Source organism: Pseudomonas sp. FA117 (assembly GCF_057370475.1).
In genome coordinates this window covers 4399547-4413528 of record NZ_CM170675.1, presented here as the reverse complement: position 1 = coordinate 4413528, position 13982 = coordinate 4399547, and the positions used below count along the sequence as shown (strand labels likewise).

At 59.5% G+C, this 13982-nt stretch carries 6 protein-coding genes, 2 tRNA genes and 3 rRNA genes; all 11 read left to right on the top strand.

The features are described 5' to 3' along the window. Window positions 1–198: 198 nt before the first annotated feature. The 11 genes from AC1TXO_RS20425 (at window position 199) to AC1TXO_RS20375 (ending at window position 13974) form a co-directional block, all read left to right on the top strand. A 16S ribosomal RNA gene (locus AC1TXO_RS20425) occupies window positions 199–1735 on the top strand. A 77-nt stretch (window positions 1736–1812) separates the two neighbouring features. Beyond that, a tRNA-Ile gene (locus AC1TXO_RS20420) sits at window positions 1813–1889 on the top strand. 6 nt (window positions 1890–1895) lie between these two features. Beyond that, window positions 1896–1971 (top strand) — tRNA-Ala (locus tag AC1TXO_RS20415). A 222-nt stretch (window positions 1972–2193) separates the two neighbouring features. After that, a 23S ribosomal RNA gene (locus tag AC1TXO_RS20410) occupies window positions 2194–5086 on the top strand. Window positions 5087–5219: 133 nt separating this feature from the next. Continuing rightward, window positions 5220–5335 (top strand): 5S ribosomal RNA (gene rrf, locus AC1TXO_RS20405). The 16S, 23S and 5S rRNA genes sit together here with 2 tRNA genes alongside, the layout of an rRNA operon. Window positions 5336–5502: 167 nt before the next feature. Then, the gene (locus AC1TXO_RS20400; protein WP_486403414.1) at window positions 5503–6396 is read left to right on the top strand and encodes a LysR family transcriptional regulator; all 894 of its coding nucleotides are present in this window, start codon (window positions 5503–5505) and stop codon (window positions 6394–6396) included. Between the two features lie 149 nt (window positions 6397–6545). Beyond that, entirely contained in the window at window positions 6546–9203 is a 2658-nt protein-coding gene (gene acnA, locus AC1TXO_RS20395; RefSeq protein WP_486403413.1) for an aconitate hydratase AcnA, read from the top strand. Between the two features lie 67 nt (window positions 9204–9270). Then, the gene (locus AC1TXO_RS20390) at window positions 9271–10323 is read left to right on the top strand and encodes a lactonase family protein (protein WP_486403412.1); all 1053 of its coding nucleotides are present in this window, start codon (window positions 9271–9273) and stop codon (window positions 10321–10323) included. Between the two features lie 108 nt (window positions 10324–10431). Then, window positions 10432–11160, top strand: coding sequence for a transporter substrate-binding domain-containing protein (locus AC1TXO_RS20385; RefSeq protein ID WP_486403411.1), 729 nt, complete (start codon window positions 10432–10434; stop codon window positions 11158–11160). Between the two features lie 48 nt (window positions 11161–11208). Beyond that, on the top strand, window positions 11209–12852 hold the full coding sequence (locus AC1TXO_RS20380; protein WP_065861364.1) for an acetolactate synthase large subunit: 1644 nt from the start codon (window positions 11209–11211) through the stop codon (window positions 12850–12852). A gap of 234 nt (window positions 12853–13086) precedes the next feature. Continuing rightward, complete coding sequence (locus tag AC1TXO_RS20375; RefSeq protein WP_486403410.1) at window positions 13087–13974, top strand: nitrilase family protein; 888 nt, start codon at window positions 13087–13089, stop codon at window positions 13972–13974. Window positions 13975–13982 lie beyond the last annotated feature (8 nt).

Genomic DNA, 13982 nt, shown 5'->3' with positions numbered 1-13982 from the left:
CGCGGCCTCGGTTGAGACGAAAGGCTCTTAACCAAACGCTCTTTAACAAATCGAATCAAGCAATTCGTGTGGGTGCTTGTGAGTACGGACTGATAGTCGCCAAGATTATCAGCATCACAAGTGGCCATGCGAGAAATCACATAGTCATTTGAGATTGCTGAGCCAAGTTTAGGGTTTCTTAAAAACCCAAGCAGTATTGAACTGAAGAGTTTGATCATGGCTCAGATTGAACGCTGGCGGCAGGCCTAACACATGCAAGTCGAGCGGATGACGGGAGCTTGCTCCTTGATTCAGCGGCGGACGGGTGAGTAATGCCTAGGAATCTGCCTGGTAGTGGGGGACAACGTTTCGAAAGGAACGCTAATACCGCATACGTCCTACGGGAGAAAGCAGGGGACCTTCGGGCCTTGCGCTATCAGATGAGCCTAGGTCGGATTAGCTAGTTGGTGAGGTAATGGCTCACCAAGGCGACGATCCGTAACTGGTCTGAGAGGATGATCAGTCACACTGGAACTGAGACACGGTCCAGACTCCTACGGGAGGCAGCAGTGGGGAATATTGGACAATGGGCGAAAGCCTGATCCAGCCATGCCGCGTGTGTGAAGAAGGTCTTCGGATTGTAAAGCACTTTAAGTTGGGAGGAAGGGTTGTACGTTAATACCGTGCAATTTTGACGTTACCGACAGAATAAGCACCGGCTAACTCTGTGCCAGCAGCCGCGGTAATACAGAGGGTGCAAGCGTTAATCGGAATTACTGGGCGTAAAGCGCGCGTAGGTGGTTCGTTAAGTTGGATGTGAAAGCCCCGGGCTCAACCTGGGAACTGCATCCAAAACTGGCGAGCTAGAGTATGGTAGAGGGTGGTGGAATTTCCTGTGTAGCGGTGAAATGCGTAGATATAGGAAGGAACACCAGTGGCGAAGGCGACCACCTGGACTGATACTGACACTGAGGTGCGAAAGCGTGGGGAGCAAACAGGATTAGATACCCTGGTAGTCCACGCCGTAAACGATGTCAACTAGCCGTTGGAATCCTTGAGATTTTAGTGGCGCAGCTAACGCATTAAGTTGACCGCCTGGGGAGTACGGCCGCAAGGTTAAAACTCAAATGAATTGACGGGGGCCCGCACAAGCGGTGGAGCATGTGGTTTAATTCGAAGCAACGCGAAGAACCTTACCAGGCCTTGACATGCAGAGAACTTTCCAGAGATGGATTGGTGCCTTCGGGAGCTCTGACACAGGTGCTGCATGGCTGTCGTCAGCTCGTGTCGTGAGATGTTGGGTTAAGTCCCGTAACGAGCGCAACCCTTGTCCTTAGTTACCAGCACATTATGGTGGGCACTCTAAGGAGACTGCCGGTGACAAACCGGAGGAAGGTGGGGATGACGTCAAGTCATCATGGCCCTTACGGCCTGGGCTACACACGTGCTACAATGGTCGGTACAGAGGGTTGCCAAGCCGCGAGGTGGAGCTAATCTCACAAAACCGATCGTAGTCCGGATCGCAGTCTGCAACTCGACTGCGTGAAGTCGGAATCGCTAGTAATCGCGAATCAGAATGTCGCGGTGAATACGTTCCCGGGCCTTGTACACACCGCCCGTCACACCATGGGAGTGGGTTGCACCAGAAGTAGCTAGTCTAACCTTCGGGAGGACGGTTACCACGGTGTGATTCATGACTGGGGTGAAGTCGTAACAAGGTAGCCGTAGGGGAACCTGCGGCTGGATCACCTCCTTAATCGAAGACATCAGCCTGCTGATGAGCTCCCACACGAATTGCTTGATTCATTGTCGAAGACGATCAAGACCCTATATAGGTCTGTAGCTCAGTTGGTTAGAGCGCACCCCTGATAAGGGTGAGGTCGGCAGTTCAAATCTGCCCAGACCTACCAATATGCGGGGCCATAGCTCAGCTGGGAGAGCGCCTGCCTTGCACGCAGGAGGTCAGCGGTTCGATCCCGCTTGGCTCCACCACTTATGCTGCACCTTGATCAGAACCTAGAAATGAGCATTCACTGATGAATGTTGATTTCTGGCTTTTGTCAGATCGTTCTTTAAAAATTCGGATATGTGATAGAAATAGACTGAATGCCAGTTTCACTGCTGGTAGTTCAGGCTAAGGTAAAATTTGTGAGTTCTCACGAATTTTCGGCGAATGTCGTCTTCACAGTATAACCAGATTGCTTGGGGTTATATGGTCAAGTGAAGAAGCGCATACGGTGGATGCCTTGGCAGTCAGAGGCGATGAAAGACGTGGTAGCCTGCGATAAGCTTTGGGGAGTCGGCAAACAGACTGTGATCCAGAGATCTCTGAATGGGGGAACCCACTCAGCACAAGCTGAGTATCTTGTACTGAATACATAGGTGCAAGAGGCGAACCAGGGGAACTGAAACATCTAAGTACCCTGAGGAAAAGAAATCAACCGAGATTCCCTTAGTAGTGGCGAGCGAACGGGGACCAGCCCTTAAGCTGGTTTGAGATTAGTGGAACGCTCTGGAAAGTGCGGCCATAGTGGGTGATAGCCCCGTACACGAAAATCTCTTGCCAGTGAAATCGAGTAGGACGGAGCACGAGAAACTTTGTCTGAACATGGGGGGACCATCCTCCAAGGCTAAATACTACTGACTGACCGATAGTGAACCAGTACCGTGAGGGAAAGGCGAAAAGAACCCCGGAGAGGGGAGTGAAATAGAACCTGAAACCGTATGCGTACAAGCAGTGGGAGCCTACTTTGTTAGGTGACTGCGTACCTTTTGTATAATGGGTCAGCGACTTATATTCAGTGGCGAGCTTAACCGAATAGGGGAGGCGTAGCGAAAGCGAGTCTTAATAGGGCGCTTTAGTCGCTGGGTATAGACCCGAAACCGGGCGATCTATCCATGGGCAGGTTGAAGGTTAGGTAACACTGACTGGAGGACCGAACCGACTACCGTTGAAAAGTTAGCGGATGACCTGTGGATCGGAGTGAAAGGCTAATCAAGCTCGGAGATAGCTGGTTCTCCTCGAAAGCTATTTAGGTAGCGCCTCATGTATCACTGCTGGGGGTAGAGCACTGTTTCGGCTAGGGGGTCATCCCGACTTACCAAACCGATGCAAACTCCGAATACCAGCAAGTGCCGAGCATGGGAGACACACGGCGGGTGCTAACGTCCGTCGTGAAAAGGGAAACAACCCAGACCGTCAGCTAAGGTCCCAAAGTCATGGTTAAGTGGGAAACGATGTGGGAAGGCTTAGACAGCTAGGAGGTTGGCTTAGAAGCAGCCACCCTTTAAAGAAAGCGTAATAGCTCACTAGTCGAGTCGGCCTGCGCGGAAGATGTAACGGGGCTCAAACCATGCACCGAAGCTACGGGTATCACCTCTGGTGATGCGGTAGAGGAGCGTTCTGTAAGCCTGTGAAGGTGAGTTGAGAAGCTTGCTGGAGGTATCAGAAGTGCGAATGCTGACATGAGTAACGACAATGCGAGTGAAAAACTCGCACGCCGAAAGACCAAGGTTTCCTGCGCAACGTTAATCGACGCAGGGTTAGTCGGTCCCTAAGGCGAGGCTGAAAAGCGTAGTCGATGGAAAACAGGTTAATATTCCTGTACTTCCAGTTATTGCGATGGAGGGACGGAGAAGGTTAGGCCAGCCTGGCGTTGGTTGTCCAGGTTTAAGGTGGTAGGCTGAAATCTTAGGCAAATCCGGGATTTCAAGGCCGAGAGCTGATGACGAGTGCTCTTTAGAGCGCGAAGTGGTTGATACCATGCTTCCAAGAAAAGCTCCTAAGCTTCAGATAACTGGGAACCGTACCCCAAACCGACACAGGTGGTTAGGTAGAGAATACCAAGGCGCTTGAGAGAACTCGGGTGAAGGAACTAGGCAAAATGGCACCGTAACTTCGGGAGAAGGTGCGCCGGCGAGGGTGAAGGACTTGCTCCGTAAGCTCATGCCGGTCGAAGATACCAGGCCGCTGCGACTGTTTATTAAAAACACAGCACTCTGCAAACACGAAAGTGGACGTATAGGGTGTGACGCCTGCCCGGTGCCGGAAGGTTAATTGATGGGGTTAGCGCAAGCGAAGCTCTTGATCGAAGCCCCGGTAAACGGCGGCCGTAACTATAACGGTCCTAAGGTAGCGAAATTCCTTGTCGGGTAAGTTCCGACCTGCACGAATGGCGTAACGATGGCGGCGCTGTCTCCACCCGAGACTCAGTGAAATTGAAATCGCTGTGAAGATGCAGTGTATCCGCGGCTAGACGGAAAGACCCCGTGAACCTTTACTATAGCTTTGCACTGGACTTTGAGCTTGCTTGTGTAGGATAGGTGGGAGGCTTTGAAGTGGGGACGCCAGTTCTCATGGAGCCATCCTTGAAATACCACCCTGGCAACCTTGAGGTTCTAACTCAGGTCCGTGATCCGGATCGAGGACAGTGTATGGTGGGTAGTTTGACTGGGGCGGTCTCCTCCCAAAGAGTAACGGAGGAGTACGAAGGTGCGCTCAGACCGGTCGGAAATCGGTCGTAGAGTATAAAGGCAAAAGCGCGCTTGACTGCGAGACAGACACGTCGAGCAGGTACGAAAGTAGGTCTTAGTGATCCGGTGGTTCTGTATGGAAGGGCCATCGCTCAACGGATAAAAGGTACTCCGGGGATAACAGGCTGATACCGCCCAAGAGTTCATATCGACGGCGGTGTTTGGCACCTCGATGTCGGCTCATCACATCCTGGGGCTGAAGCCGGTCCCAAGGGTATGGCTGTTCGCCATTTAAAGTGGTACGCGAGCTGGGTTTAGAACGTCGTGAGACAGTTCGGTCCCTATCTGCCGTGGACGTTTGAGATTTGAGAGGGGCTGCTCCTAGTACGAGAGGACCGGAGTGGACGAACCTCTGGTGTTCCGGTTGTCACGCCAGTGGCATTGCCGGGTAGCTATGTTCGGAAGAGATAACCGCTGAAAGCATCTAAGCGGGAAACTTGCCTCAAGATGAGATCTCACTGGGATCTAGAATCCCCTGAAGGGCCGTCGAAGACTACGACGTTGATAGGTTGGGTGTGTAAGCGCTGTGAGGCGTTGAGCTAACCAATACTAATTGCCCGTGAGGCTTGACCATATAACACCCAAGCAATCTGCCTTGCAGATTGTGGTGGTGAAGACGAAACGAACCGAAAGTTCGAAGCGACCCACAAAGATCACATATCCGAATTGGCTGGCGTGTCTGAAAGGACGCACTGGCAACCGAATTTCTTGACGACCATAGAGCATTGGAACCACCTGATCCCATCCCGAACTCAGCAGTGAAACGATGCATCGCCGATGGTAGTGTGGGGTTTCCCCATGTGAGAGTAGGTCATCGTCAAGATTCATTTCGCAAAACCCCTATCTGCGCGAGCAGGTAGGGGTTTTGTCTTTTCTGCTTTCCGATCACGCAGGCAGCACCCTCCTACACCAAGCAGGCGCTTGCGCCACGGGACAAGCGTTCCTGCAACAGGTATGGTGCACGTCCACCTTCGTCCCTGACCCCAACACATGCGCTACGACCTCACCAGTCTGGACCTGTTCATCACTGTCGCCCAGGAGCGCAACCTGACCCGCGCCGCCGGCATCAAGCACCTGGCGGTTTCGGCTGTCAGCAAGCGGATCAGCGAACTCGAGGCGCAGATCGGCTCGCCCCTGTTGATCCGCAATGCCCGCGGTGTCGAGCTGACGCCCGCCGGCCAATCCCTGCTCCACTACGCCCGCCAGCTCAAGCAGACCATGGCTCAGCTCGACAACGAGCTGAGCGAGTTCGCCGCCGGGGTCAAGGGCCATATCCGTGTCCACGCCATCACCTCGGCGCTGTCGCAGTTCCTGCCCCAGGACATGGCCAGTTTCGCCCGGCTCTACCCACAGATCAGGTTCGATATCGAGGAGCGCATCGGCTCGGCGGTGATACGTGCAGTTGCCGACGATCACGCCGACCTCGGCATCATCTCTTCCCACACGCCGCCACAAGGGCTCGAAACCTTGCCTTATCGACGCGACGAACTGGTACTGGTGACACCGGTCGGACATGAACTGGGCAGCCGCCGCGCGGTGCCATTCAGCGAAGTCCTCCAGCATGAGCTTGTGGGGCCGCACCAGGACAGCACGCTGCACGGGCTGCTCACTGAACAGGCCCAGGCGCTGGGCCAGACGCTCAAGCTGCGCATCCGCATCAGCAGCTTCGACTGCATGTGCCGCATGGTCGTCAACGGCCTGGGCCTTACGGTGCTGCCGCGCAGCGTGGTCGAGCCCTACGTGCGCAGCCACCGCCTCAAGCGCGTGAGCCTGTCCGAGCCCTGGGCCCATCGTTCGTTGCTGCTGGTGTTCAAGAAGTACGAGATCGCCTCGCCGACCCTGAAGACTTTCATCGATCACCTGCGCGCGCCCTGCGAGGCATGACTTCCCATGCCAGCGTTCTCCAATGGAGAACGCTGGCATGGTCAACGATCAATTTTCACTCCCGGCTCAAGCCCCTAGCATTGGCTCACTTGCAGCGTCGGCGCCTGAACGACGCGATGACAACGACAAGCAGCCAAAGCGAGACCTGCATGACCGACAATGCGCACCTGATCAGCCCCCTGGTGATCGGCCAGGACCACTTCACCTACCTCGATCTGTACAAACTCCTGAGCCCGTCCCAGCTGCAGCGCCTGCCCTACGCCATCCGCATCCTGCTGGAGAACGTGGCGCGCTGCTCGCCCGAAGCGCTGGATGCCGTGCTCGCCCGCGCCCTCGGTCATGGCCCGGACTGTGAAGTGCCGTTCCAGCCTAACCGCCTGATGTTCCATGACACCACCTGTCTGCCTGCCTTGGCCGACTTTGCCGGGATGCGCGATGTGGTCGCCGAGCTCGGCGGTAATCCTGAGGCCATGAACCCGCTGATTCCTGCGGTGCTGACCATCGACCATTCGGTGATCGTCGAGCACTACGCCGAGGCCGATGCGGTCGAGCAGAACCTCGACATCGACTTTCGCCGCAACGGCGAGCGCTATCGCTTCATCAAATGGGCGCAGAAGAGCCTGGACAACTTCGGCGTCATCCCGCCCGGTACCGGCATCATCCACCAGATGAACATGGAAGCCCTGGCCAAGGTGGTGTGGGAAACCCGTACCGCCGATGGCCAACGCCTGCTGCACCCGGACGACATGGTCGCCACCGACAGCCACACCCCGATGATCAACGCTATCGGCGTGCTGGGTTGGGGTGTCGGCGGCCTGGAAGGGCAGGCGGCGATGCTTGGCGAACCGGTGCCGATCAACTTCCCGCAGGTCATCGGTGTTCGTGTCAGCAATGCCCTGCGGCCGGGTGTGACCGCCACCGACCTGTCGCTGCACGTGGCCGAGATCCTGCGCCAGCGTTCAGTGGTGGGCAAGTTCGTCGAGTTCACCGGCCCGGGTTTATCGAGCCTCGGCTGGGCTGCGCGTGGCACGGTGTCGAACATGGCGCCTGAGTATGGCGCCACCGTGGTGTTCTTCCCCTTCGACGACCACACCCTCGATTACCTCAAGCTCAGCGGTCGCTCCACCGAGCTGTGCTCACAGGCCGCCACCTACTTGCAAGTTCAGGGACTCTACCGTCGCGACGACCTGCCGGAGCCCGGGTTCGACGAACTGATCGAGCTCGATCTTGCCAGCATCGAACCCAGCGTCGCAGGCCCCTACCAGCCGCACCAGCGTCAGCCGCTGTCGCGCGCCGGTGAATCGTTCTGTGAACAGGTGCTGGGCGGTAGCGAGTTGATCGGCAACGGCTACCTCGAACCCAGCTTCGGCGAGGCCATCGATCATGGTGCGGTGGTGCTTTCGGCCATCACCAGTTGCACCAACACAGCCAACCCTGCACAGATGATCCAGGCCGGTCTGCTGGCCCGTCGCGCGCGGCGATTGGGGCTCAAGCGCAAGCCTTGGGTCAAGACCTCGTTGTCGCCCGGCTCGCAGGTCGTGGCTGATTACCTGAGAGAAGCCGACTTGCTGCAGGATTTCTCCGCCCTGGGCTTCGATCTGGCAGGATTCGGCTGCATGACCTGCATCGGCAACTCCGGCAAGCTGCAGGCACATGTCGAGGCCTTTGCCGACCAAGGCCTGAAGGGAGTGGCAGTGCTCTCGGGCAACCGCAACTTCGAGGGCCGGGTAAACCCCAAGGTGCCGGCGGGCTACCTGGCATCGCCAGCACTGTGCGTGGCCTTCGCCATTGCCGGGCGTATCGATATCGATCTGACCCACGAGCCGCTCGGTCAGGATAGCGCCGGTAATCCGGTTCATCTGCACGATCTGATGCCCGCTGACGACGACGTGCAGGCGCTGGTGGCCCAGGTGGTCAAGCCCGAGTTCTTCCAGCAGCGCCTGGCCACGGTGTGGGAGGGGACGCATTATTGGCAGGCCCTCTCGGCCGAGGGCAGTGTGCAGTTTCCCTGGGATGCGCGTTCGACCTACCTGCGACGTCCGCAGTACCTGGCCGATATCCAGGCCGCGCCCAAGGCAAGCCTGGCAATCGAGAACGCCCGCACGTTGATGGTGTTGGGAGACAACGTCACCACCGACCACATCTCCCCGGCCGGCGCCATTCCCGCCAGCAGCCTGGCCGGCCAGTGGCTGCTGGCCCGCGGCGAAGACCCACAGGACCTCAACCAGTATTCGACTCGCCGCAGCAACCACGAAGTCATGCTGCGCGGTGCCTTCACCAACAAGTCGGTGAAAAACCGCCTGCTCGGTGATACGCAGCCCGGCGCCGGCGCCTGGGCCTGGAATGCCGACCACAGTCAGTGCCTGCCGCTCTACGAAGCCGCGCAGAGCTATGCCGGGACGCCCATGGTGGTGTTCGCCGGTATCAACTACGGTGCTGGCTCCAGCCGCGACTGGGCGGCCAAGGCCCAGGCCCTGCTCGGCGTACGCGTCGTGGTGGCACGCAGCATCGAGCGCATCCACCGCAGCAACCTGATCGGCATGGGCGTCCTGCCCCTGCTGTTCACGGCGGGGCAGGACGTCGAAGCGCTGCAGCTCGATGGCAGCGAACACTTCGACTTCATCGGCCTGGATGAGCTGAGCGTTGGTGACAACCTCGTCGGCCTGCAGATACGCCGCAGCGACGGCCGCGTCGATGAAGTCCGGCTCAGCGACCGCTTCGATTCGCAGCAGGAGCTGCGCTACCTGGGCCATGGCGGTGTGCTGCCCTATGTGATCCGCAAGGTGGTGCAACGAACCCGCAGTTGAGGCAGCATGCCTGTTCCAGGACTCATCAGGCGCTGAACGCCCATTCGCCATCGAGAGAGCAATCCCCATGCATGCCTATGTCGGCTCGCGCACCACCCGAGAACGCAACGCCCGCGGCGAGGGCATCAGCGTCTATCGCCTCGATCAGGACAACGGCACCCTCGAACCGGTCCAGGTCGTGGGTGATCTGGTCAACCCCTCGTTCCTGGCGCTGAACCGTGCTGGCGACAGGCTGTATACGGTGCATGGCGACCTCGACACGGTCAGCGCCTTCAGCGTCGACAAGGCCAGTGGCAGGCTCAGCGTTCTCAACCGCCAGTGCTGCGAAGGCAAGAACCCGGTGCACCTGGCGCTGGACCCGAGCGAACGCTTCCTGGTAGTGTCCAACCACCTCAGCGGCACCCTGGCCGTGCTCGATGTCGGGCAGGACGGTCGCCTCGGCCCGCTGCGCCAGTTGCTCACGCTCGAAGGGCCGCCCGGCCCGCACCGGATCGAGCAGCCTTTCTCCAAGCCGCACTTCAATCCTTTCGACCCCTCTGGCCAATATGTCCTGGTGCCGGACAAGGGGCTGGACCGGGTATTCAGCTTCCGTTTCGACAATGGCCAGTTGCAGCCGGCCGAGCAGCCCTTCGTCACCACCCGCGAAGGGGCTGGTCCGCGCCATGTCGCGCTGCACCCGCAGGCGCCGTTCGCCTACGTGGTCAACGAGCTGGATTCGACCGTCACCACCTACCGCTTCGACCCGCGCAGTGGTGCGTTGCAGCCGTTGCAGATCCTCTCGTCGCTGCCGTCCAGCTACACCGGCAACAGCCGCGCCTCGGAAATCGAGATCGACCGCAGCGGCCGTTTCGTCTACGCCTCCAACCGCGGCTGCGACAGCCTGGCGCTCTATGCCGTCGATGCCTGCACCGGGCTGCTGAGCCTGGTCGACGTGCAGCCCAGCGGCGGCAAGACCCCGCGCTTCTTCGCCCTGACCCCCAACCAGCGCTTTCTCTTCACGCTCAACGAAGACAGTGACAGCATCGTCGCGTACGCCGTCGATCCCGAGCAGGGGACGCTGCGCCAGACCGGCTTCTCGCTGCACACCGGCAGCCCGGTGTGCATGGTCTTCTCTGGCTGAGTCGATGCTTGAATCGGTGGTGGTCTTTCGCGGGCAAGCCCGCTGCCACAGGTCTGATTCGCCAGTGCCTGTAAACCTCAATCCCACTCATAGCCCAGCGGAGTTCCAATGGCTCTCACTATCCCCAAGGCCGTCCTCGACGAGCTCGCCCCCAATGGTGTCCTGCGTGCCGCGATCAACTATGGCAATCCAGTGCTCGCCCAACGCGGCGCTGACGGTGAACCCCAGGGCGTCTCCGTGGCCCTGGCCCGGCAGTTGGCCGGGGAATTGGGCGTGCGCCTGGAGATGCGCACCTTCGACGCCGCGGGCAAGGTGTTCGCCGCGCTGGAGGAGGGCGCCTGGACCCTGGCCTTCCTCGCCATCGAGCCGGTACGCGAGGCGCAGATCGCCTTCAGCGAGCCCTACGTGCTGATCGAAGGCACCTACCTGGTCAGGCACGACGCACCCTTTGGGCATGTCGATGAACTCGATCGGCCCGGCCTGCGCCTGGCCGTGGGCCAGGGCGCGGCCTACGATCTCTACCTCAGCCGTACCCTGCAGCACGCGCAGCTGCAACGCGCCGACACTTCCGCGGCTGCCGTCGATCTGTTTGTCGAACAAAACCTCGACGCCGCCGCCGGTGTGCGCCAGCCTCTGCAGAGGGTCGCCGACGCCGATCCGCGCTACCGTGTACTGGAGGGGGCGTTCACCTCGATCCGCCAGGCCATGGCCGTGCCGAGGGGCTGCGACAATTCGGCCGCCTTCGTACGTGACTTTGTCGAGCGTTACCTGCGTCAAGGCTTTGTTCGGGGGGCTTTGCTGGCCACCGGACAGACCGATGTCAGTGCTCCGCGCTGACCGTCCCTGGACTCCACCCACGTCCAATCAATTGAGGTAACAAGCAAGATGGCCAAGGCCGCCGATGTCGTTGTGCAATGCCTGGAAAACGAAGGTGTCGAGTATGTGTTCGGCATTCCCGGCGAGGAGAACCTCGACCTGCTCGAATCCCTGCGCAAGTCGAAGATCAAGCTGGTACTGACCCGCCACGAGCAGTCCGCAGGCTTCATGGCCGCCACCTACGGCCGCCTGACCGGCAAGACCGGCGTCAGCCTGTCGACCCTCGGCCCCGGCGCGACCAACCTGGTGACCGCCAGTGCCTACGCCTACCTGGGCGGCATGCCGATGATGATGATCACCGGCCAGAAGCCGATCAAGAAGTCCAAGCAAGGCCGTTTCCAGATCATCGACGTGTGCGGCATGATGGACCCCATCACCAAGTACACCCACCAGTTCGCCTCGGCCGACAACATCCCGGCGCGCATGCGTGAAGCCTTCCGCCTGGCCGAAGAAGAGAAGCCCGGCGCCGTGCACCTGGAACTGCCCGAGGACATCGCCGCCGAGCAGACCGACGCCTTGCCGATCCCGCGCAGCCTGCACCGCCGCCCGCTGGCCGAGCACGTGGCCATCGAAGCTGCCGTGCAGAAGCTGCAGAACGCCCGCAACCCGATCCTGGTGATCGGTGCCGGCGCCAACCGCAAGATGACCGCCAAGGTCCTCAAGCAACTGATCGACAAGACCGGCATCCCGTTCATCACCACGCAGATGGGCAAGGGTGTGGTCGACGAGCGTCACCCGCGCTTCCTGGGCAACGCCGCGCTGTCGTCCGGTGACTTCGTGCACCGTGCGGTCGAAGCTGCCGACCTGATCATCAACATCGGCCACGACGTGATCGAGAAGCCGCCGTTCTTCATGGTCCGCGGCGGCACCGAAGTCATCCACATCAGCTTCCGCTCCGCCGAAGTCGATGCCGTGTACTTCCCGCAGGTCGAAGTGATCGGCGACATCGCCAACGCCGTGTGGCAGATCAGCGAAGCACTGACCGACACCTCGCACTGGGACTTCACCCGCCTGATGGCGATCCGTGAAGCCAACGAAGCGCAGATCGCCGAAGGCGCCGACGACGACCGCTTCCCGGTCTACCCGCAGCGCCTGGTTGCCGACATCCGCCGCGTGCTGCCCTCCGAAGGCATCGTCGCCCTGGACAACGGTATCTACAAGATCTGGTTCGCCCGCAACTACAAGGCGCACAAGCCCAACACCGTGCTGCTGGACAACGCCCTGGCGACCATGGGCGCGGGCCTGCCATCGGCCATGGCTTCGCATCTGGTGTACCCGGATCGCCCGGTGATCTCGGTGTGCGGCGACGGCGGCTTCATGATGAACAGTCAGGAGCTGGAAACCGCCGTGCGTCTGGGCATGCACATCACCGTGGTGATCCTGCGTGACGACGGCTACGGCATGATCCGCTGGAAGCAGGCCAACATGGGCTTCACCGATTTCGGCCTGGACTACGGCAACCCGGACTTCGTCAAGTACGCCGAAGCCTACGGCGCCAATGGCCACCGCGTGGAAAGCGCCGAAGGCCTGCTGCCGCTGCTCGAGCACTGCATCAAGACCCCTGGCGTGCATGTGATCGACTGCCCGGTCGACTACAGCGAGAACGACCGCATCCTCAACAGCGAGCTGCGTGAGCGCGCGCTGGCGGTGTAACGCCTGAGGTCTTTTCACGGTTCAGTCGCAGCAGCGGTTCGCCGCTGTGACTGAACCGTGAAAGTGTTTTGGCGCCGACGCGCCGATCACAACGCTTTCATTTGCTCAGCAAGAACTTCCCTACCACTTTCTGCGTTGAATCCCGCACGTCGATAAGACGTTGCTGGCTGTTCTGCCATGGTTAGTACTCGCTCTACTGGTTGCTTTCCAAAACAACCACAAGAGAAAGCCGCCATGCTCCATCCTATCAGCCCTGTGCGCATCGCTGTCATTCAGTACGACCCGCAAGTCGGTCTCGAACATTGCAATGCTAATCTCTGCCAAAGCCTGACCCTTGTACGACAGGCTGCGCGTGAAGGCGCGAACCTGATCGTGCTGCCCGAGTTGTCCAATACCGGCTATACCTTCCAGTCCCGCGCAGAAGCCTACGCCCATGCCGAAACCTTGTCTGAGGGACGAAGCCTCAAAGCCTGGACCGAGCTAGCCCGCGAGCTGCAAGTCTATCTGGTGGCCGGCTTTGCCGAACGTGATGGCCTCAAGCTCTACGACAGCGCCGTGCTCCTGGGGCCCGACGGGCTGCTGGGGCATTACCGCAAAGCGCACTTGTGGAATCAGGAGAAGCTCTGGTTCTCTCCCGGTGACCTGGGCTTTCCAGTGTTCGAGACACCCATCGGCAGGATCGGCCTGCTGATCTGCTGGGATATCTGGTTTCCCGAGGTTGCGCGGCTGATGGCCACCCAGGGCGCCGATATCATCTGCAGCCTGAACAACTGGGTGTGGACGCCACCGCCACTGTTTGACGAATCCGGACGCTGCATGGCGTCGTACCTCACCATGACGGCGGCTCATGTCAACAATGTCTTCATCGCGGCCGCCAATCGCATTGGCCATGAACGGGGTGGGCGTTTCCTGGGTTGCTCGCTGATCGCCGGTACTCATGGATGGCCAATCGGGGAGGTGGCGGGCGCCGAAGAGGAGTGCATCCTCTACGCCGACGTCGACCTCAGCACGGCACGTTCGGCGCCCATCTGGAACAGCTTGAACGACTTGCCCCGTGATCGGCGCACCGACCTGTACGACGTCAGCCTGGGCTACCGGCTGCATGCGCCGCTGCCGCGTTGAGGGGGACG